At 75.0% G+C, this 19,982-nt stretch carries 21 protein-coding genes; 14 read left to right on the forward strand and 7 right to left on the reverse strand.

From position 1 onward, the window contains the following. Positions 1 to 133: 133 nt before the first annotated feature. The 5 genes from ACQZ2A_RS07650 to ACQZ2A_RS07670 all read left to right on the forward strand — a co-directional run bounded on the left by ACQZ2A_RS07650 (position 134) and on the right by ACQZ2A_RS07670 (position 5,685). Complete coding sequence (locus ACQZ2A_RS07650) at positions 134 to 520, forward strand: YraN family protein (protein WP_430209093.1); 387 nt, start codon at positions 134 to 136, stop codon at positions 518 to 520. Beyond that, positions 517 to 2,061: a YifB family Mg chelatase-like AAA ATPase gene (locus ACQZ2A_RS07655; RefSeq protein WP_430209095.1), complete on the forward strand. Its 1,545-nt coding sequence runs from the start codon at positions 517 to 519 to the stop codon at positions 2,059 to 2,061. Before ACQZ2A_RS07650 ends, ACQZ2A_RS07655 begins: the two co-directional genes overlap by 4 nt. Beyond that, positions 2,058 to 3,185, forward strand: coding sequence for a DNA-processing protein DprA (gene dprA / locus ACQZ2A_RS07660; protein ID WP_430209098.1), 1,128 nt, complete (start codon positions 2,058 to 2,060; stop codon positions 3,183 to 3,185). Before ACQZ2A_RS07655 ends, dprA begins: the two co-directional genes overlap by 4 nt. 96 nt (positions 3,186 to 3,281) lie before the next feature. Further along, the gene (locus ACQZ2A_RS07665) at positions 3,282 to 4,193 is read left to right on the forward strand and encodes a tyrosine recombinase XerC (RefSeq protein WP_430209101.1); all 912 of its coding nucleotides are present in this window, start codon (positions 3,282 to 3,284) and stop codon (positions 4,191 to 4,193) included. Beyond that, positions 4,186 to 5,685 (forward strand): hypothetical protein, encoded by a 1,500-nt coding sequence (locus ACQZ2A_RS07670; protein WP_430209104.1) that lies wholly within the window; start codon positions 4,186 to 4,188, stop codon positions 5,683 to 5,685. Before ACQZ2A_RS07665 ends, ACQZ2A_RS07670 begins: the two co-directional genes overlap by 8 nt. Before the next feature lie 26 nt (positions 5,686 to 5,711). On the opposite strand, the gene ACQZ2A_RS07675 is transcribed toward ACQZ2A_RS07670, so the two are convergent. The 3 genes from ACQZ2A_RS07675 to ACQZ2A_RS07685 form a co-directional block, all read right to left on the reverse strand. Beyond that, the gene (locus ACQZ2A_RS07675; protein WP_430209106.1) at positions 5,712 to 6,311 is read right to left on the reverse strand and encodes a murein hydrolase activator EnvC family protein; all 600 of its coding nucleotides are present in this window, start codon (positions 6,309 to 6,311) and stop codon (positions 5,712 to 5,714) included. Between the two features lie 110 nt (positions 6,312 to 6,421). Beyond that, complete coding sequence (locus ACQZ2A_RS07680) at positions 6,422 to 7,588, reverse strand: pyridoxal phosphate-dependent aminotransferase (protein ID WP_430209109.1); 1,167 nt, start codon at positions 7,586 to 7,588, stop codon at positions 6,422 to 6,424. A gap of 9 nt (positions 7,589 to 7,597) precedes the next feature. Beyond that, positions 7,598 to 8,854 (reverse strand): MFS transporter, encoded by a 1,257-nt coding sequence (locus ACQZ2A_RS07685; RefSeq protein WP_430209112.1) that lies wholly within the window; start codon positions 8,852 to 8,854, stop codon positions 7,598 to 7,600. 329 nt (positions 8,855 to 9,183) lie between these two features. Between ACQZ2A_RS07685 and rpsB the strand changes: the two genes are divergently transcribed. Together rpsB and tsf are read left to right on the forward strand one after the other, a co-directional pair. After that, positions 9,184 to 10,125 (forward strand): 30S ribosomal protein S2, encoded by a 942-nt coding sequence (gene rpsB / locus ACQZ2A_RS07690; RefSeq protein WP_430209115.1) that lies wholly within the window; start codon positions 9,184 to 9,186, stop codon positions 10,123 to 10,125. Between the two features lie 49 nt (positions 10,126 to 10,174). Beyond that, positions 10,175 to 11,005, forward strand: coding sequence for a translation elongation factor Ts (gene tsf, locus ACQZ2A_RS07695; RefSeq protein WP_430209118.1), 831 nt, complete (start codon positions 10,175 to 10,177; stop codon positions 11,003 to 11,005). 67 nt (positions 11,006 to 11,072) lie between these two features. Here tsf and ACQZ2A_RS07700 read toward each other — a convergent pair whose 3' ends face one another. Next, on the reverse strand, positions 11,073 to 11,453 hold the full coding sequence (locus tag ACQZ2A_RS07700; protein WP_430209120.1) for a nuclear transport factor 2 family protein: 381 nt from the start codon (positions 11,451 to 11,453) through the stop codon (positions 11,073 to 11,075). 78 nt (positions 11,454 to 11,531) lie between these two features. Between ACQZ2A_RS07700 and ACQZ2A_RS07705 the strand changes: the two genes are divergently transcribed. Further along, entirely contained in the window at positions 11,532 to 11,711 is a 180-nt protein-coding gene (locus ACQZ2A_RS07705; protein ID WP_430209123.1) for a hypothetical protein, read from the forward strand. A 137-nt stretch (positions 11,712 to 11,848) separates the two neighbouring features. Here ACQZ2A_RS07705 and ACQZ2A_RS07710 read toward each other — a convergent pair whose 3' ends face one another. Further along, positions 11,849 to 12,337 carry a phosphoribosyltransferase gene (locus tag ACQZ2A_RS07710; RefSeq protein WP_430209126.1) on the reverse strand — a complete coding sequence of 163 codons (489 nt, stop codon included), beginning with the start codon at positions 12,335 to 12,337 and terminating at the stop codon, positions 11,849 to 11,851. Between the two features lie 108 nt (positions 12,338 to 12,445). Here ACQZ2A_RS07710 and pyrH point away from each other — a divergent pair, with 108 nt between their 5' ends. The 3 genes from pyrH to ACQZ2A_RS07725 all read left to right on the forward strand — a co-directional run bounded on the left by pyrH (position 12,446) and on the right by ACQZ2A_RS07725 (position 14,804). Next, positions 12,446 to 13,201: a UMP kinase gene (gene pyrH / locus ACQZ2A_RS07715; protein ID WP_430209129.1), complete on the forward strand. Its 756-nt coding sequence runs from the start codon at positions 12,446 to 12,448 to the stop codon at positions 13,199 to 13,201. Between the two features lie 81 nt (positions 13,202 to 13,282). After that, the gene (gene frr, locus ACQZ2A_RS07720; protein WP_430209130.1) at positions 13,283 to 13,840 is read left to right on the forward strand and encodes a ribosome recycling factor; all 558 of its coding nucleotides are present in this window, start codon (positions 13,283 to 13,285) and stop codon (positions 13,838 to 13,840) included. 19 nt (positions 13,841 to 13,859) lie between these two features. Beyond that, on the forward strand, positions 13,860 to 14,804 hold the full coding sequence (locus ACQZ2A_RS07725) for a phosphatidate cytidylyltransferase (protein WP_430209133.1): 945 nt from the start codon (positions 13,860 to 13,862) through the stop codon (positions 14,802 to 14,804). A 15-nt stretch (positions 14,805 to 14,819) separates the two neighbouring features. Here ACQZ2A_RS07725 and ACQZ2A_RS07730 read toward each other — a convergent pair whose 3' ends face one another. Further along, a complete protein-coding gene (locus ACQZ2A_RS07730; protein ID WP_430209136.1) occupies positions 14,820 to 15,647 on the reverse strand; it encodes a hypothetical protein in 828 nt (275 codons plus the stop codon). Between the two features lie 156 nt (positions 15,648 to 15,803). On the opposite strand from ACQZ2A_RS07730, the gene rlmN reads away from it, so the two are divergent. From rlmN to ACQZ2A_RS07745, 3 genes are all read left to right on the forward strand, one after another. Continuing rightward, a complete protein-coding gene (gene rlmN / locus ACQZ2A_RS07735) occupies positions 15,804 to 17,006 on the forward strand; it encodes a 23S rRNA (adenine(2503)-C(2))-methyltransferase RlmN (RefSeq protein ID WP_430209139.1) in 1,203 nt (400 codons plus the stop codon). A 48-nt stretch (positions 17,007 to 17,054) separates the two neighbouring features. Further along, positions 17,055 to 18,239, forward strand: coding sequence for a hypothetical protein (locus tag ACQZ2A_RS07740; protein ID WP_430209141.1), 1,185 nt, complete (start codon positions 17,055 to 17,057; stop codon positions 18,237 to 18,239). 93 nt (positions 18,240 to 18,332) lie between these two features. After that, the gene (locus ACQZ2A_RS07745) at positions 18,333 to 18,881 is read left to right on the forward strand and encodes a DUF805 domain-containing protein (protein ID WP_430209144.1); all 549 of its coding nucleotides are present in this window, start codon (positions 18,333 to 18,335) and stop codon (positions 18,879 to 18,881) included. Here ACQZ2A_RS07745 and ACQZ2A_RS07750 read toward each other — a convergent pair. Then, positions 18,823 to 19,965 carry an LOG family protein gene (locus ACQZ2A_RS07750; RefSeq protein WP_430209145.1) on the reverse strand — a complete coding sequence of 381 codons (1,143 nt, stop codon included), beginning with the start codon at positions 19,963 to 19,965 and terminating at the stop codon, positions 18,823 to 18,825. The two genes, ACQZ2A_RS07745 and ACQZ2A_RS07750, sit on opposite strands and share 59 nt — an antisense overlap. Positions 19,966 to 19,982 lie beyond the last annotated feature (17 nt).

The following is a 19,982-nucleotide window of genomic DNA, read 5'->3' on the forward strand; positions in this document are numbered from 1 at the left end:
TCGATGGGGGTCACCGTGATGCTCGCACGCGGTCGCTGCCCTCGTCGTCCACAGGGGCCCGTCGCGGCCTCCGTCGTCCACAGATCGGTGTCCGGGGCTGTCGGACGGGTCCGCGCCCCGGTTGGCTCGGCGCATGGAGACGACGACGGGTGGCGGCCCCCGGGACCGGCGGGCCGGGCTCGGCCGGTACGGGGAGGAGCTCGCGGTGCGGTACCTGCGCGAGCGGGGGATGGAGGTGGTCGAGCGCAACTGGCGCTGCGAGCACGGCGAGGTCGACGTCGTCGCGCTCGATGCCGGCTGCCTCGTCGTCTGCGAGGTCAAGACGCGCTCCGGCACCGGGTTCGGCGAGCCCGTCGAGGCGGTCACCGTGGCCAAGGCCCTGCGGCTGCGCCGGCTCGCGGCGGCGTACGTGCGCGAGCGGGGTGGGCACGAGGGTCCGCTGCGCATCGACGTCGTGGGTGTCCTCTGCCGGCCCGGTTCACCCGCCGAGGTACGGCACGTCGTCGGGGTGGGGTCGTGACCCTCGGTCTGGGGCGCACCCGGTCGGTCGCGCTCTCCGGCCTCGACGGCACGCTCGTCGACGTCGAGGCGCACATCGGCCAGGGCCTGCCGTGCTTCACCGTCGGCGGCCTGCCCGACACCGCCTGCCGCCAGGCCCCCGACCGGGTGCGGGCCGCCGCGGCGAACAGCGGGGTGCCGGTGCCGGCGCACCGGGTCACCGTCAACCTCTCGCCGGCCTCGGTCCCGAAGCGTGGGGCCGGGTTCGACCTCGCCATCGCCGTGGCCGTCCTCGCGGCGGCCGGCGTCCTGGAGCGCGACGCCGTCCGCGACGTCGTGCACCTCGGGGAGCTGGCCCTCGACGGCCGGCTGCGCGGGGTCCGCGGGGTGTTGCCCGCGGTGCTCGAGGCCGCGCGGCGCGGGGCCCGGCACGTCGTCGTGCCGCTCGAGAACGTGGCCGAGGCCCAGCTCGTCGAGGCGGTGGCGGTGCACGGGGCGGCCACGCTCGAGGAGGTCGTGGGCTGGTACCGCGCGGTCGCTGAGGGGGCGGTGCTGCCCGTCGCGCCGCGAGCGGCTCCCGGGCACCGGCCGACCACGGCGGGCGTCGACCTCGCCGACGTGGTCGGCCAGCCCGAGGCCCGGGCGGCCCTCGAGCTCGCGGCCACCGGTGGTCACCACGTCCTGATGACCGGTCCACCGGGCGTGGGCAAGACGATGCTCGCCGAACGGCTGGTCACCTTGCTGCCACCCCTCGGCAGGGTCGAGGCGCTGGAGGTCCACGCGGTCCGCTCGCTCGTCGCGCCGGTCGGCGAGGTCACCGCCCTCGACCGCACCCCGCCCTTCGTCGCACCGCACCACAGCACGTCGGTGGCGGCCCTCGCCGGCGGCGGGTCGGCCACGGTGCTGCCGGGCTCGGTGTCGCAGGCCCACCACGGCGTCCTCTTCCTCGACGAGGCCCCGGAGTTCCGCTCCTCGGTGCTGCAGGTGCTGCGCCAGCCGCTGGAGTCGGGGGAGGTCGTCATCGCCCGGGCGCGGCAGGTGGTCCGCTACCCCGCACGCTTCCTGCTCGTCCTCGCCAGCAACCCCTGCCCGTGCGGCATGTCCTTCGGCAAGGGCACCGAGTGCACCTGCGAGCCCCGCGAGGTGCGCGGCTACCTCGGCCGGCTGTCCGGGCCGCTCCTCGACCGTGTCGACCTGCACCTGCACGTGCCGCCGGTCCGGCGGGCGGCCTTCGCCGAGGAGGCCGGCGAGGCCAGCGCCGTCGTCGCCGCGCGCGTGCTCGCCGCCCGGGGCGCACAGGCCGAGCGCTGGACGGCGGGCGGCTGGACGGTCAACGGGGTCGTCCCCGGGCACGTCCTGCGGCGCGCCCCCTACCGGCTCCCGGGTGCCGTGACACTGGCCCTCGACACCGCCCTGGACGCCGGCCGCATCACGCTGCGCGGTTACGACCGGGTGCTGCGGGTGGCCTGGTCCGCGGCCGACCTCGCGGGCCGCACCGTCCCGACGCGCGAGGACGTCGCGACCGGGCTGCAGCTGCGCCGCACCGAGGGGGTGGCGGCGTGAGCGCCCCGGTGTCCCCGCTCGAGCGCGACGAGCGGTGGGCGCGGGTCGCGCTCGCCTTCCTCCTCGAGCCCGGGAACCACGGCATCGCGCGGTCGCTGGCCGCCGAGGGGGCGGTCGCCACCCTCGCCGCGCTGCGTCGGCGGGCCGGCTCGCCCGAGCGCTACGTCCGGCTGGCCGACCTCGACCTCGAGGGACTCGCCCGGCAGGTCCGCGACGCCGGGGCGCGCGTCCTCGTCCCCGGGGACCCCGAGTGGCCGCCGGGCGTCGACCGTCACGAGACTCCTCCGACGTGCCTGTTCGTGCGCGGCGACCCCGACCTCGCGGCGATGGCCGAGCGCGCGGTGGCCGTCGTGGGCTCGCGCGCCGCCAGCCCCTACGGCCTCCGGGTCGCCGCCGAGCTGGGGGAGGGCCTCGCCGGCCGCGGCTGGAGCGTCGTCAGCGGCGCGGCGTACGGCATCGACGCCGCGGCCCACCGTGGTGCGCTGGCGGCCGAGGGCACGACGGTCGCCGTGCTCGCGTGCGGGGTCGACGTCGCCTACCCGAAGGCCCACCACCGCCTCCTCGAGGCGATCGCCGGCACCGGCTCGGTGGTCAGCGAGGTGCCGCCCGGGGCGGTGCCGCTCCGGGGGCGCTTCCTCGCCCGCAACCGCCTCATCGCGCTGCTCGCCCGGGCCACCGTCGTCGTCGAGGCGAGCCTGCGCTCCGGCTCGCTGTCCACCGCCCGTGAGGCCCGCACCCACCACCTACCGGTCGGCGCCGTGCCCGGCCCGGTCTCCAGCGCCACCTCGGCCGGCTGCCACGAGCTGCTCCGCGAGACCGACGCGGTCCTCGTCACCGACACCGCCGACGTGGCCGAGCTCGCGGCCCGGGTCGGGGACGAGCTCGCGGACCCGCGCCGGCCCGCGCCCCGCCCCACCGACGCCCTCGAGCCGCTCGAGTACGCCGTCTGGGCCGCGGCGCCCGTGCGTCAACGGGCGAGCGCGGACCGCCTCGCGGTCCTCTCCGGCTCCGACCCCGCGAGGGTGCCGGCGGCGCTGGCCGTGCTCGAGGCGATGGGGCTGCTCGAGGGGGAGGGGGGCGGGTGGCGCAAGACGGCGTCCTCGCTGGTCACCGGCGGAGGGTGAGTGCGCCGCAGGACCTTCGGCCGGGGCGGTGGACGAACGGATGAACCTGCGGCGGTTCTCGTTGCGCACGGCAGGCCACGGTGCGACGGTGTCGGGGTGACCGTCGTCCGCCATGAGGTGCTGCCCGCCTTCGAACGCCACCTGCGTTCCGAGCGCGGGCGTTCCGAGCACACCGTGCGGGCCTACACGAGCGACGTGGGGGCCTTCCTCGACGACCTCGACGCCACCGGTGACCCCGACCTGCGCGCCGTCACCCTCGCGGACCTGCGGGGGTGGCTCGGCCGGGTGGCGCGCGGCGGCGCGGCCCGCTCGACGCTGGCGCGCACGTCCGCCTCGCTGCGGACCTTCTTCCGCTGGTGCGAGCGCACCGGCCGGGTCGAGCACGACCCGTCGCTCCGGCTCGCCGCGCCCCGCCGTCAACGCACCCTCCCGCCGGTCCTCGCCCAGCGCTCGGCCGCATCCCTCCTCGATGTCGCGGCGGTCGCCGCCGACGACGACGACCCGGTGCACCTGCGCGACCGCGCGGCCCTGGAGCTGCTCTACGGCACCGGGATCCGCGTCGGTGAGCTCACCGGCCTCGACGTCGACGACGTCGACCTCGACCAGCAGGTCCTGCGCGTCGTCGGCAAGGGCGACAAGGAACGGCGCGTCCCGTTCGGGAAGCCGGCCCGTGACGCCGTCACCTCCTGGCTCGACGGCGGACGCCCCCGGCTGGTGACCCAGGACAGCGGGCCGGCCCTGCTCCTCGGGCGTCGCGGCCGGCGCGTCGACCCCCGCCAGGTGCGCGAGGCGGTGCACCGCCTGCTGGCGCACGTGCCCGACGCCCCGGACCTCGGCCCGCACGGGCTGCGGCACAGCGCGGCCACCCACCTCCTCGAGGGCGGGGCGGACCTGCGGATGGTCCAGGAGCTGCTCGGCCACGCGTCGCTGGCGACCACCCAGATCTACACGCACGTCTCCGTCGACCGCCTCAAGCGGTCCTACGCCCAGGCGCACCCCCGTGCCTGAGCCCACCCAGGACGGCCACCCCACCCGCGACGCCGGGTCCTCGGCGGCCGCGGACACCGGCTACTCGGAGTGGATCTCCGAGGTCCGCCGGCTCTACGTCGAGCCCAAGGGCCCGGCCGAGCTGCACTTCGTCGAGGACGAGCCCGACCTGCCCGAGCAGCCCGCCCGTGGTCGCGGCCGGCTGCTCGGCCGTGGCCGTCGTTCGTCGCAGGCGGCCGGAGCCGCCCCGACCACCGAGCCGCTCGCCGCCCCCGCCGTCCCGGTCCGACCGAGCCTCGCCGACCTCATGGCCGGGGGGACCGCGCCCGCCGAGACGGAGGGGGTGCGCGCAGGAGCGCCGGTCGCCGCCGAGCCGATGGAGCTTGAGGCCGTCGAGCCCGACGTCGTGGAGCCCGAGGTCGTCGAGCCCGACGTCGTGGAGCCCGAGCCGTTCGCCCACGAGCCGGAGGTCGTCGAGCCGGAGGCCGCCGCGGAGGTCGCCCAGCCCGAGGCCGCCGAGCCGGAGGTGCCCGAGGTCGGCGCCGACCCGGAGCGACGTCCCGGCCGCCGCGTCGAGTGGCCGAGCCTGGAGGGCGATGCGTCACGGCCGGCCTTCGAGCCGTGGGCCGTCGTCGCCCGCCGCGAACCCGCTTCTGCCGAGGGCGAACCCGCCACCCTTCAGGATGGGGACGCGGACGGACCCCCGGTCACGGATCCCGACGACGTGGACTGGCCCGTGGCGGTGGCGGCGCAGGACGAGGGCTGGCCCGTGGCCGCCCCGGCCGCCGACCTCCCTTCAGAGGTCGCCGTTCCATCCGACGTCGGCCCCTCCAGCGCGCCCAGCCCGGAGCAGGCGTGGGTCGCGGCACTGGCCGACGCCCACGACGCCGCCCTGACGTCGGTGCCCGCGCCCCGGGCCGTGGAGCCCGACGAGGACCTCGCGGTCGCGGACGCACCGGTCCCCACGCACTCGTGGTGGGACGAGGGCCCGCTCGACGAGACCTCGGCCGACCCGGCCGGTGACGGGACGCCGGACGACGGCTCCGCGACGCCGGCCGCCGCGCCGGGGCCGTCCGCCGTCGACCTCGGTGCCGCCTCGCGGTCGTCGTGGTTCGACGAGACACCGGACGACGAGCTCGCCGACGAGCCGGGGCCCGTCCCGGCGACGACCCCGACCGCCGGCGAGGGCAGGCCCGACCCGTCCCCGTCCGCAGCGGGTGCCCTGCCCCCGTGGCCGACCCGCGCGCCGGGTGACCCGCTCACCCGCCGTGAGGACCCGTCCGAGGCCCCCGTGACCCGCGCCCAGACCCGCGCCGCGGCGCGGCGGGCCGCTCGGCGGCGCGCCGCGCGCCGCCGGTGGGCGCTCGTCGCGGCCGTCGTCCTGCTCGTCGTGGTGGCGGCCGGGTGGTGGGTCCTGCGCCCGGACGGTGCCGCGGCCGCCGGGGCGAGCCCGCGCCCGGACACCGCGGCCGTCACCGTGGTCGACCGGCCGGCCGGGCTCCTGCGCTCCTGACCCTCACCTCGCTGCGTCCCTGACGCTCACCTCCCCTCGCCGAGGGGCAGCAGCCGGACCCGCCCCGACCCCGTGAGCAGCGGCAGGGGGTCGAGGTAGAGCGGGGACCGTCGGGCCCCGAGGTGCAGGCACCCGCCGCAGTGCGATGCCGGCCCCGCCGCCACGCCGTCCACGGAACCGAGCCGTTCGCCGGCCCGCACCACATCACCGACGACGACGCTCGCCCGCACCGGCTCGTAGGTGCTCGTCAGGCCGTCGGCGTGCAGCACCGACACCGTGCCGCGGCCGGCGACCGACCCGGCGTGCGTGACGCGCCCGGCCTCGACGGCGAGGACCGCGTCCCCCGGTGGGGCCGCGAGGTCGAGGCCCCGGTGACCGGGGCCCCACGGGGAGGCCGGCGCGACGAACGGGCGCAGCACCTCCGGGCGGGGCGAGAGCGGCCACCGCCACCGGGGCCCCGCGCGCGGCACCGCGGTGGGGGCCCGTGCGCCCGGCACGGGTGCGCCGGTGACCGACGCCTTCGCGTGTGCCGGGGGAGGGGCCACGGGTCCGGGCGCGGCCCCGAGGAGCGCGGCGACGGCGGCCGCCGCGGCGACGAGGCCGCTGAGGGGGAGCAGGTGGTCCATCGCTCGAGCCTGCGCGGCGAGGACCCGGACCGGGAGGGCTCACCGGAGATCTGTGGACGGACCGGCGCCGCAGGCCGGCCTGTGGACGACGCGGCGGGGCGGCCCGGTGCTCAGGTGTCGCGCAGCGCCGCGAGGCGACGGCACGCCTCGTCGAGCACGTCGTCCTGCTTGCAGAAGGCGAACCGCACGAGGGTCCGCGCCGCGTCGGCGTCGTCGTGGAAGACGGACACGGGCACACCGACCACCCCGGCCCGCGCCGGCAGCTCGTGGCAGAACGCGACGGCGTCCTCCGCCCCCAGCGTCGCGGCGTCGGCGACCACGAAGTACCCGCCCTGCGGCACCGACACCGCCATCCCCGCGGCGCGCAGCCCGGAGACCAGGCGGTCGCGCTTGGCCTGCAGCGACGACGCGAGCCCGGCGTAGACGTCGTCACCCAGCCCGAGCCCGACGGCCACCGCGTGCTGGAACGGCCCGGACGCCACGTACGTCAGGAACTGCTTGACCGAGCGCACCGCCGCCACGGCCTCGGCCGGCCCGCAGACCCACCCGACCTTCCAGCCGGTCGTGGAGAACGTCTTTCCCGCCGAGGAGATGGTGAGGGTCCGCTCGCGCATGCCGGGCAGCGTCGCCATCGGCACGTGCTCCGTCCCGTCGAAGGCCAGGTGCTCGTACACCTCGTCGGTGACGACCCAGGCGTCGTGCTCGCGCGCCAGCTCGGCCACGAGCTCGAGCTCGGCGCGCGTGAAGACCTTCCCCGTCGGGTTGTGCGGGCTGTTCAGCAGCACTACGCGCGTGCGCGACGAGAACGCGGCCCGCAGGGACGCCTCGTCGACGGCGAACTCGGGGAAGCGCAGCACCGAGGTCCGGCGCACCCCGCCGGCCAGGGCGATGGTCGCGGCGTAGGAGTCGTAGTACGGCTCGAAGGTGACGACCTCGTCGCCCGGCCGCACCAGGGCGAGCACCGTCGCGGCGATCGCCTCCGTGGCGCCGACCGTCACCAGCACCTCGCTCGCCGGGTCGACCTCGAGCCCGTAGAAGCGCGACTGGTGCTCGGCCACCGCCGTGAGGAGCCCCGGCACCCCTGGGCCCGGCGGGTACTGGTTCAGCCCGGCGCGCACGGCCGAGACCGCCGCGTCGAGCACCTCGCGCGGGCCATCGGTGTCCGGGAACCCCTGCCCGAGGTTGATCGCGCCGTGCTCGGCCGCGAGGGCCGACATCGTGGCGAAGATCGTCGTGCCGAACGGGGCGAGCGCCGGGTGGCCGGGAGTCGAGGGCATGCCCGCAGGCTAGGCGTCGCCCGCGTCGGCGTGCGCGATGTGGTCCAGCTGGCGCCAGACCAGGAGCAGCGTCACCCCGGACCCGGCGAAGGCGAACCAGAACGGCGCGGCCGCCCCGAACCGCTCGGCGATGACACCGCCCAGCAGCTGCCCGACGAGCAGGCCGCCCACCAGCCCCACCCAGTACACCGAGCCGACCCGCCCCTGCAGCTCCATGGGGGTGGCGCGCTGGCGCACCGCCGAGGACAGCGACCCCCAGACGAAGGCATAGCCGCCGAAGAGCACCATGACCGCCAGCGCCACGGCCCACACGGTGGTCACGGCCAGTGCCAGGTGGGTCAGCACCTCCAGCAGCAGGCAGGCCTTCATCAGCCGGGCCAGCGCCACGTGCCGCTCGAGCCACCCGTAGGACAGGACCGAGACGATGCCGCCCACCGCCGAGGCCGTCGTCAGCAGGCCGAACCCGACCGGCCCGACCCCCAGGCGCTCCTGCGCCCAGTAGACGAGCACACCCCAGGGCGCACCCCAGGTGATGTTGAAGACGAGGATGACGACCGTCAGCGTGCGCACGGGGGCGTTGTGGGCGATCCACCGCAGCCCGTCGACGATGTCGCGGCCCACGTGCTGGTCGGGCCGCTCCCGCTCCACCGCGGGCAGGCGCACCCGGGAGAACAGCCCGACGGCCAGCAGCAGGCTGAGCACGTGCACGCCGAACGGCACGGCGGACCCGAGGGCGAACAGCCCGGCGCCGACGGCCGGCCCGATGAGCTGGTTGGCGACGAGGAAGCCCGACATCTGCCGGGCGTTGGCCAGCCCGAGGTCCTCGCTGCGCACGAGCATCGGGAGAATGGCCCGCCACCCGGTGTCCGCGAAGACCTCGGCGGTCCCGACGAGCAGGAGCAGCCCGAGCAGCAGCCCGATGGACAGCGTGCCCGTCAGCAGCGTCGCGACGAGGGCGGCCAGCACGGCCATCCGCGCGAGGTTGGCGACGATGACCACCCGGCGCCGGTCGACCCGGTCCGCGACCGCGCCGGCGTACAGCCCGATCGCGAGCCCGGGGAGGCGCTGCACCACCGCCGCCGCGGCGATGAGCACGGGGGAGCGGGTCTGCGTGGCCACCAGCAGCGGCCCGGCGGCCAGCGCGATGCCGTCCCCCACCTGCCCGACCCACGACGAGGCGAGGTTCCAGCGGAAGGCGGTCCCCATCCGCGGGGGTGCGACGACGTCGAGCACCCGCCCGACCGCCCGCCCCACGAAGCCACCCACGAGGACGCGACGCTACCTCGCGGCCGAGCCCGGCGTCACGCGGGTTGCCGGCCGCTCGCCGGGCCCCGACGATTTCGTGCCCGGGCCCCCGGGACCGTACGATGTCGGGTGGCCCTCGTGTGCTCGCACACGGAGGTCACATCTCGCGCGTCACCTCCCTGCGACGAGGCTCGTCCACCGAGCAGGGGCGCACCACGGCAGTGACGGTCGCGACCTCGCAGAGGTCACGGTCGTCCGGGGTGCGTCGCGGCGCCAGGCAGGTGGGTCCACCCTCACGGGCTCGGACACCACCGACGTAACTGACAACCACACACACAAGGAGAACGACGATGGCCGTCGTCACCATGCGCCAGCTCCTCGAGAGCGGCGTCCACTTCGGGCACCAGACCCGTCGCTGGAACCCGAAGATGAAGCGCTTCATCATGACCGAGCGCAACGGGATCTACATCATCGACCTGCAGCAGTCGGTGACGTACATCAACAACGCGTTCGAGTTCGTCAAGGAGACCGTCGCCCACGGCGGCACCATCCTCTTCGTCGGCACCAAGCGCCAGGCCCAGGAGCCCATCGCCGAACAGGCGACGCGCGTCGGGATGCCCTACGTCAACCACCGCTGGCTCGGTGGCATGCTCACCAACTTCCAGACGATCTCCAAGCGCCTCACGCGCCTCAAGGAGCTCGAGGAGATCAACTTCGACGACGTGGCCGGTTCCGGTCGCACGAAGAAGGAGCTCCTCATGATGAAGCGTGAGAAGGACAAGCTCGAGAAGACCCTCGGCGGCATCCGCTCGATGGCCAAGGTCCCCTCCGCGGTGTGGATCGTCGACACCAAGAAGGAGCACCTCGCCGTCGACGAGGCCCGCAAGCTCGGGCTCCCCGTCATCGCGATCCTCGACACCAACTGCGACCCCGACGAGGTCGACTACAAGATCCCGGGCAACGACGACGCCATCCGCTCGGTCACGCTGCTGACCCGCGTCATCGCCGACGCCGTCGCCGAGGGCCTCATCAGCCGCTCCGGTGGCCAGGCCGCCGCGGGCGAGTCGACCACCGAGGAGCCGCTGGCCGACTGGGAGCGCGAGCTGCTCGCCGGCCAGGCCGCCGAGGCCGCTGCCCCCGAGGCCGGCGAGACCGCCGCCGCGGACGCCCCCGAGGCTGCCGCCGTCGAGGCCGAGGCCACCGAGGCCCCCGCCGCCGAGGCCACCGAGGCCCCCGCCGCCGAGGCGTCGGCCGAGGAGAAGGCCGAGGCCGCTCCGGCCGAGCAGGCCTGAGCCGCAGCGCACCCCGCCCACCGCTACCAGGAAAGAGCGAACACCACCTATGGCGAACTACACCGCCGCTGACATCAAGACGCTCCGCGAGAAGACCGCGGCCGGGATGATGGACGTCAAGAAGGCCCTCGACGAGGCCGACGGCGACCTGGTCAAGGCCGAGGAGATCCTGCGGGTCAAGGGCCAGAAGGGCGTCACCAAGCGCGAGGGGCGCACCGCCTCCAACGGCCTCGTCGCCGCCCGCGCGGGCGCCGGCGAGGGCACCCTCGTCGAGGTCCTCTGCGAGACCGACTTCGTCGCCAAGGGCGAGCGCTTCGGCGCCCTGGCCGACCAGGTCCTCGAGCAGGCCGTGGCCACCAAGGCCGCCGACGCCGAGGCCCTGCTCGGCTCGACCCTGTCCGACGGCAAGTCGGTCAAGGAGCTCCTCGACGAGGCCAACGCGACCATCGGCGAGAAGATCGAGGTCAAGCGCGTGGCCCGCCTCGAGGGCGAGCACGTCGTCTCCTACCTCCACAAGACGAGCCCCGACCTGCCCGCGCAGATCGGTGTCCTCGTCTCGACCACCGGTGGCGACGACACGACGGCCCGCGACGTCGCGATGCACGTCGCGGCGTTCAGCCCGAGCGTCCTCTCCCGCGAGGAGATCGACGCCGCGACGGTCGAGAACGAGCGTCGCGTCGCCGAGGCCACCGCCAAGGAGGAGGGCAAGCCCGAGGCCGCCCTGCCGAAGATCATCGAGGGTCGGGTCAACGGCTTCTTCAAGGAGCAGGTGCTCCTCGAGCAGCCGTTCGCCAAGGAGCCCAAGAAGACCGTCGCCAAGGTCCTCGACGAGGCCGGCGCGTCGGCCACCGGCTTCGCGCGCTTCCGCGTCGGGAGCTGATCCGGCGCGCTGCACGCAGCGCCACCACGACGCCGCCCCCGGGTCCGCCCGGGGGCGGCGTCGTGTGTCAGCCCTCGAGCTCGGTGAGGTGCGCCCGGTCCGCGGGACGCTCGTACGGCTCGGGCCACCAGTCCTCGACCTCGGCGACGAGCCCTTGCTCGTCCATCGTGAAGAGGCACAGGCCGGTCATCACCTCGCCGCCGACGGTGAAGGTGGTGCGGCTCATCGCCCCCTGCGCGTCGGCGAGGACGCGGTCGACCCGCACGTGCCAGTCGCCGGGGAACTCGGTGTTGAAGCGCAGGTAGGCCTCGCGGCCCCGCACGACCTCGCGCGTCTGCGGGACGCGGTAGACGACGTCGGGGGAGAGGGTGGCGGCGAAGGCGTCCCAGTCACGGGCCTCGGCGGCGGCCCAGTAGGCCCGGACGACGTCTGCGTGGTCGGTGCTCATGCCCGCACCGTACGACCGGCCACCGACACCTGTCGGGCGGGCACCGTGACGTGCGACGATGGCGTCAGGGAGGCCACCATGGACGCAGCGCAGCAGACCGACCGGCACGACCTCGAGCGGCGGGTGCACGTCGACCTGCCCCGTATCGCCCCCGAGGACATGAGCACCGCCCAGGAGGTCGAGGCACCCCGCGACCCCACCGGCGGGCGCGACACCGAGACCGAGTTCATGCTCCGCAACGGCGCCTTCTGGCCCTGAGCCCGCCCCCGACCGTCCGTGCGGCGGACGCACCGACAGGCAAAGAGTGCCCGAGCCCCCCTCGGTCGCGCTCGATGCGTGGAGCCGGCGAGCCCTCTGCCTGTCCGAGCGTCCGCCCGGCCCCCGGGCCGGCGACGTCAGGCGTCGAGCGCGCCGCGGCCCGTGACGGGCGGACGGTCGCTCCACGGGAACGAGATCCACCGGTCGGTGTGCCCCCACGCGTGGTCCGGCACCACGACCGAGCGCGGCTTGGCGTAGATGACCGCCGTGCGCACCCGCCCGACCTTCCCGGCGCAGAACTCCTGCACCGAGCGCAGCGTCAGCCCGGTGTCCGCGACGTCGTCGGCGACGAGCACGGTGGCGTCGTGGAGGTCGACGAAGTCCGGCGCGGGCGGGAGGATGCGCGGCACCTCGAGGCGCTCGTCGACGCCGGTGTAGAACTCGACGTTCATCGTGTACGTGTTCTTCACGCCGAGCGCGTAGCCCAGCGCCCCGCCGACGATCAGCCCGCCGCGCGCGATCGAGAGCACCATGTCGGGCACGCCGTCGGCGGCGATCTCCTCGGCGAGCGACCACACCGCCTCGTCGAAGCGTTCCCAGGTCAGCACCTCGCGCTCGTCGGCCACGCCGCGATCCTGCCAGCCCCGTGTTACCCGCCGGTTTCCCGGTTGGGTCGCGGTGCCCCGGGTGTGACAGGATCGGTCGACCGCCGCACCACCCGCCGAGGAGGCCCCGTGACCACGCCTGCCACCGCCGAGGCCCCGGCCCCGACTGCTCCGGGTCGCTCCCGGCGCGTCCTGCTCAAGCTCTCCGGCGAGGTGTTCGGCGGCGGCAAGGTGGGTGTCGACCCCGACGTCGTGCGCGGCATCGCCCGCCAGATCGCCGAGGCCGTGCGCGAGGGCATCGAGGTGGCCATCGTCGTCGGCGGCGGCAACTTCTTCCGCGGCGCCGAGCTGCAGCAGAAGGGGATGGAGCGGGCCCGCGCCGACTACATCGGGATGCTCGGCACCGTGATGAACTGCCTGGCGCTGCAGGACTTCCTCGAGAAGGAGGGCGTCGACACGCGCGTGCAGACCGCCATCACGATGGGCCAGGTCGCCGAGCCGTACATCCCGCGCCGCGCCATCCGCCACCTCGAGAAGGGCCGGGTCGTCATCTTCGGCGCCGGCGCCGGCATGCCCTACTTCTCCACCGACACCGTGAGCGCCCAGCGCGCCCTGGAGTGCCAGTGCGACGCCGTGCTCATGAGCAAGAACGGCGTCGACGGCGTCTACGACGCGGACCCTCGCACGAACCCCGACGCCCGCAAGCTCGACGAGGTGACCTTCGCCGAGGCGCTGCGCACCGGCCTCAAGGTCGTCGACGCCGCGGCCTTCAGCCTCTGCATGGACAACCGCCTCCCGATGGTCGTCTTCGGGATGGAGGGCGACGGCAACATCACCCGGGCGCTGCGCGGCGAGCCGATCGGCACGCTCGTCTCGGCCGGGTGACCTGCCCGGACGTCCCGAACCCCTGACACACTGGACCCTCAGCGCCGCGAACGCGGCCTGGACCGAAGGAGAAGCGCCGCGATGATCGACGAGACCTTGTTCGAGGCCGAGGAGAAGATGGAGAAGGCCGTCGAGGTCGCCAAGGAGAGCTTCGCCGGCATCCGCACCGGCCGTGCCCACCCCGGCATGTTCCAGAAGATCACCGTCGACTACTACGGCGCCCCGACCCCGCTCCAGCAGCTCGCGTCGTTCCAGACGCCCGAGGCGCGCACCATCATCATCAGCCCGTTCGACAAGGGCTCGATGCACGCCATCGAGAAGGCCATCCAGCAGGCCGACCTCGGGGTCAACCCCAGCAACGACGGCAACATCATCCGCTGCACGATGCCGCAGCTCACCGAGGAGCGCCGCCGCGAGTACGTGAAGATGGCGCACAGCGAGGCCGAGGAGGCCCGCGTCTCGGTGCGCAACATCCGCCGCAGCGCCAAGACCAGCCTCGAGAAGCTCGTCAAGGACGGCGAGGTCGGTGAGGACGAGGGCACCCGCGCCGAGAAGGAGCTCGAGTCGGTCACCAAGCGGCACGTCGACCAGATCGACGAGCTGCTCAAGGGCAAGGAAGCCGAGCTGCTCGACGTCTGACCCGACGCCGACCCCGAGGATGCCTGACGCCACCGCTGCCGCCCCCGACGCCGAGGACCCCGGCGCCGGCGCCGTGACGACCGCGGACGCCGCCGACGCCGAGCAGGCCGGAGCGGCCGACCAGACCGACCCGCCGGCCCCGCCGCGCCGCACCCCGTCCGCCGGCCGGGACCTGCGGGCCGCGATCGGCGTCGGGCTGCTCCTCGGCGCGGTCGTCATCGCCAGCCTCGTCCTCGACGCCCGGGCCTTCCTCGTCGTCGTCATCGCCGCGATGGTGCTCGGCGCGTGGGAGGTCCGGCGGGCCGTCGCCACCAAGGGGATCCGGGTGCCGTTGGTGCCGTTGGTCCTCGGTGCGGTCGGGATGATCGCCTCGGCCTACCTGCGCGGGGCCGAGGCGCTCGTCGTCACCTTCGGCCTCACCGTCGTCGGCATGCTCGTCTGGCGGGTCGCCGACGGCCTGCTCGGCGCGGCCCGCGACCTCGCCGCCTCCGCGCTCGTCGCCTTCTACCCGGTCTTCCTCGGCGGCTTCGCCTCGCTGATGCTCGCCGCCCCGGACGGGCGCCAGCGCATCATCACCTTCGTCCTCGTCACCGTCTTCTCCGACATCGGCGGCTACGCGGTCGGTGTGGTGTTCGGCAAGCACCCGATGGCGCCCTCGCTCAGCCCGAAGAAGTCCTGGGAGGGCTTCGCGGGCTCGGTCGGTACCTGCGCCGTGGTCGGTGCGGTCTCCCTGCCCCTCCTCCTGCACGGTGCCTGGTGGCAGGGCGCGGTCCTCGGGGCGGTCGCCGCGGGGGCGGCGACCGTGGGCGACCTCATCGAGAGCAGCATCAAGCGCGACCTCGGCATCAAGGACATGGGCACGTTGCTGCCCGGCCACGGCGGGCTCATGGACCGGCTCGACTCCCTCGTGGTCGTCGCGCCGGTGGCCTGGGCCCTGCTGCTCTGGTTCGTCCCCGCGGCCTGAGCCCGCCCGCCGGCCTCAGCCGGCGCGCCGGCCGCCCCGGCCCATCATCCCCTCGAGGAGGGGGGTGGGCCGCACGAGGAGCGAGCCGTCGCCGGCGTCCTCGGTGAGGCAGGTGATCTCGCGGTGGTACCAGTGGTAGACGTGCGGCGAGACCGGGCCGACGCCGTCGTCGAACATCTCCGCGGCCTGCTCGGGCACGAGCTCGAGCGCCAGGCGGGTCTCGGCCGCCGTCGCGCAGGTCTGGAGCACGATCGAGTGGCGGTTCGGGACGGCGAAGACGATGCCGCCGTGGAGGTCGGCGCGCGGCATCCACCGGTCGACGGCGTCGAGGAGGAAGCGGGCGAAGGACGCCGTGTACGGGGAGTCGCCGACGAGCGCGCTGACCGAGCGCCGGCCGGAGCCGAGCCGCACGTGCTCGACGTCGGCGGCCTCCATCTGGCGCACGAGGTTGGAGCGCCCGATGCCCATGAGGGTCGGCACGTACCGCCGGGTCGCGGCCAGCCGCGAGTCCGGGAGGGTGACGACCGTCGTCGGGAGGTCGAGGGTGAGGACCTCGTCGATGTGGTCGGTGAACGGGACCACGTAGGAGAAGCCGAGCCCGGTGGACTGCAACCGGTCCCGCGCGACGAGCCGCGAGGTGAGCGCGGCGTCGAACTGCTCCGGGGTGAGCGAGTCGACGTCGGTCTCGGCGGCCGCGGTGAGCCGCTCGAGGTGGGCGCGCACCGCCTCGTCGATCTCGGGTCCGTCGACGTCCGGCACCGGGAGGAGCGGACGACGGATGGCGGTGGTGGTGGACTGGGCGGAACCCCCTGCGGGCGCGCGCCAGCGATCGAACAGGCCCATGGCCGTGCCTTTCCCTGCATCTTCGCTCCCCCTGCGGAGCGAAGTTAAAGGAAGGGTAAAGGCAGCGAGGTCGTCCGCGTGGCCGATCGGCGGAATCGGCCGAACGGACATCGGGCGTCGGTCCTTCGTGCGGGAACCTGCGAGAATCGGCGGACCATGCCCGACCTCCCCGACCCCACGACCCGCCCCGTCCCCGGCCAGCTGACCATGGTCGCGCCGCGGCGGGGCAAGCCCCCGCGCCACCTGGCTGACCTGTCGGTCGAGGAGCGCCGCGCGGCGGTCACCGCCCTCGGCCACAAGGCCTTCCGCGCCAACCAGCTCTCGACGCACTACTTCGAGCGCCTCGTCGACGACCCCGAGGAGATGACCGACCTCCCGAAGGGCGTACGTGACGACCTCGTCGCCGACCTGCTGCCGCCGCTGCTCGCCCCGGTCCGCTCGATCACCGCCGACGAGGGCGCCACGGTCAAGCAGGTCTGGCGGCTCTTCGACGGCGCGCTCGTCGAGTCCGTCCTCATGCGCTACCCGAACCGCGTCACCGTGTGCATCTCGAGCCAGGCCGGCTGCGGGATGAACTGCCCCTTCTGCGCCACCGGGCAGGAGGGCCTGACCCGCAACATGTCGGCGGCCGAGGTCGTCGAGCAGGTCGTGGCCGCGGCCCGGATGCTGCGCCACGGCGGCCTGCCGGAGATCGGCGGACCCACCGAGGGTGCCGCCCTCGGCGACGAGGCCGACGACGCCACCGAGCCCACCGGGCCGACGCGGGTCAGCAACGTCGTCTTCATGGGGATGGGGGAGGCGCTGGCCAACTACAAGGCCGCGATCGGTGCGATCCGCCGCCTCACCGAGCCGGCGCCCTCCGGCCTCGGCATCTCCGCCCGGGGCATCACGATGTCGACCGTCGGGCTGGTGCCGGGCATCGACCGGCTCGCCGCCGAGGGCATCCCCGTGACGCTGGCGCTCTCGCTGCACGCGCCGGACGACGAGCTGCGGGACGAGCTGGTCCCGATCAACACGCGCTGGAAGGTCGACGAGGCCATCGACGCCGCGTACCGGTACTACGAGGCCACGGGCCGCCGGGTGAGCATCGAGTACGCGCTGATCCGCGACATCAACGACCAGGCGTGGCGGGCCGACCTGCTCGGCGACAAGCTGGCCGCCCGCGGGAAGGGGTGGGTGCACGTCAACCCGATCCCGCTCAACCCCACCCCGGGCTCGAAGTGGACGGCCTCGCGCCGCGGCGTCGAGCAGCAGTTCGTCGAGCGGCTGCGCGCCCACGGCATCCCCACGACGGTCCGCGACACCCGAGGCTCGGAGATCGACGGCGCCTGCGGCCAGCTGGCCGCGTCGACCGCCTGACCCCGCGGTCGGCTGACCCGGGGCCACCCTCGGCGCTACGCTCCGGTGGTGCGACGTCGTCTGCTCGGGGCGGCCGCCGTCCTCGTGGTCGTGGCGGCGGCCGGTTGCGCGTCCTCCGACGAGCTCCCGGCGAACCTGCGGGCCCAGAGCTCGCACGAGCAGGCGCACGCCTCCGCGGCTGCTTCGCCGTCGGCGACCCCGTCCCGGCCCGACGTGCCGCTGCGCGCGGGCGAGCGGTTCGTCCAGGTGCGCCTGCCGGCTCCGTACACCCCGTCGGCCCCCACGCCGAAGGGGACCGACGACTACCGCTGCTTCCTCCTCGACCCGCACCTCGCCACCGACCAGCTCGTGAGCGGGGTCGACATCCGGCCCGACAACGCGGCCGTCGTGCACCACGTCATCGTCTCGAAGGTCACGCCCGACCAGGTCGCGCGGGCCGAGCGCGAGGACGCGGCCACGCCCGGCCAGGGCTGGACCTGCTTCGGCGGGAGCGGGCTCCAGGGCGTCGGGCAGGACCTCGACGACGCCGACTGGGTGGGTGCCTGGGCGCCCGGCGGCGGCGAGCGCGTCATGGCCGATGACATCGGCATCCCGCTCGCCGCGGGGAGCCGGCTCGTCGTCCAGGTGCACTACAACCTCCTCGCCGGCAAGGGCACCGACCGCAGCACGGTGCGGCTGCGACTGTCGGAGGCCGCGGGCAGCCGCAAGAAGGCCCTCGAGACGATGCTGCTGCCGGCTCCCGTCGAGCTGCCCTGCCGTGAGAACCGGTCGGCCGGCCTGTGCAGCCGTGTGGTGTCGGTGTCCGACGTGTCGCGGCGCTTCGACGAGCGACCGGCCACCGCCGACCTGCTGCACCTGCTCTGCGGGCCGGTCGTGCCCGGGCCGGTCCAGAGCTGCACCCGGACCGTCCGGGAGCCGGGCACCATCCGGGCGGTGTCGGGGCACATGCACCTGCTCGGCCGGGCCATCACCGTCGACGTCGGCAAGGGGTCGGCGAAGGCCCGGCGCGTGCTGGACATCGCCAACTGGGACTTCGACGACCAGCGGAGCATCCCGCTCGAGAAGCCCGTGCCGGTCGCCGCGGGCGACCGCATCACGGTCACCTGCCGCCACGACCAGTCGCTGCGTGACCGGCTGCCCGCCTTCCAGGGCCAGCGCGAGCGCTACGTCGTCTGGGGCGAGGGCACGACCGACGAGATGTGCCTCGGCATCGTCCTGCTGACGCGCCCCTGACGCCTGCCCGGCGGGACGTCGGCGGGATTGGGAGGGTGGATGGCGGGCCCGTGGCGTGGTGCCGACGGCACGCTCCCCGCCAGACTGGGGGACGTGGGACTTCGGGACGAACGGCTCCGGCGCGGCTGGAGCCAGGAACGGCTGGCCGCCGAGAGCGGCGTCGGCGTGCGCACCGTCCAGCGCCTCGAGGGCGGCGCACGGCCCGGTCGTGCCACGGCGGAGGCGCTGGCGGCCGCGCTCGGGGTCGATCCCACGATGCTCCTGCCCGACCCGGTGGGCGAGGCCGTCCCCGCGCGACCGGCAGCCGAGGTCACCTTCGTCGAGGCGCTGCGGCGCGGGCTGCGCGGGTGGGGCGACTTCGAGGGGCGGGCCAGCCGGTCCGAGTACTGGTTCCTCGTCCTCGCCGCGGCGGTCGTCGTCGGTGCGCCGGCGGCCCTCGACGATCGGCTCGGCGGGTTCGTGCTCGTCCTCTGCCTCGTCCCGCTGCTCGCCGCGGGCACCCGCCGGCTCCGGGACGCCGGTCAGAGCCCGTGGTGGCAGCTCTTCCTGCTCGTGCCGTTCGGGTTCGTCGTCACGGCCACGCTCATGGTGATGCCGGGGCGCTCGCCGGACCCGGTGCCGGCCGAGACCGGTCGGTCGTGAGCACGGCGACGGCGTCGGTGACGTCGTCGACGAGGTGCACGCGCTCGGCCATCGGGCGACCGGCGGCCAGCGCCTCCAGGGCCGGCCACACCGGTACGACCTCGGTCCAGTGCCTGACCCCGACGAGCACGAGGTGCGGCAGCGGCGCGTCCTCGGCGGCGTAGTAGAGCGGGGTCGCCGCCTGGAAGACCTCCTGCACGGTGCCGGCCGCCCCCTCGAGGACGACGACGCCGGCGGTGCAGCGCGCCAGGAGGCCGTCCTCGCGGATGGCGTTCGAGAAGTACTTCGCGATGCCGTCGCAGAACACGTTCGGGGGCTCGTGCCCGTAGAACCAGGTGGGGATGCCGATGCTGCGCACCGGGCGGCCGGCCCGCCCGGCGACCAGGGGCGCGCGCACCTCGAGGGCGAGCGTGGCCCAGGCGCCGACGTCCGGGGCGAAGGTCGGCACGGCGCGCAGCTGCTCGACGGCGTCGGCCAGGGAACCGGTGTCGGGCGCCAGGGCCCCGAGGTTGGCGGCTTCCATCGCCCCGGGTCCACCGCCGGTCGCGACGACGAGTCCGCTTCTCCCGAGGGCGTGCCCGAGCGCGGCTGCCCGGGCGTAGCGCTCGTCGTCCCGTCCGAGGGCGTGACCGCCCATGACGCCGACGACGGGTCGGTCGTCGAGGAGGTCGCTCAGGGCGTCGCCCATCGAGTCGTCGTGGATGGCGCGCAGCAGGGTGACGAAGACGTCGTGGCCGAGGGCGGCGTCGCGGGACCAGTGATAGGCGCGGGCGTCGGGGGTCGCCTCGTACCCGGCCGCGCCCAGCCCCTCGTAGAGCTCGTCGGGGGAGTAGAGGGTGGCCCGGTAGGGGTCGACGGGGGCGTGCGGGTCGGTGGGGAAGACGAGGGCGCCGCGCGTGCGCAGGTGGTGCTCGAGGCCGTCCGGCAGCCGGCCGCCGAGGACCACGAGGCCGTCGACGTCGTCCCGCGCGAGCAAGCGCGCTGCGTGGTCGGTGAGGTCGAGGTCCTGCAGGCGAAGGCCGCGCAGCGGGGCACCGGCGTCGAGCGCGGCGTCCAGCGCGGCGAGGGTCTCGATCTCGGGCACCCGGCGAACCTACCGGC

Source organism: Phycicoccus avicenniae, assembly GCF_050496545.1.
Lineage (GTDB): Bacteria > Actinomycetota > Actinomycetes > Actinomycetales > Dermatophilaceae > Phycicoccus > Phycicoccus avicenniae_A.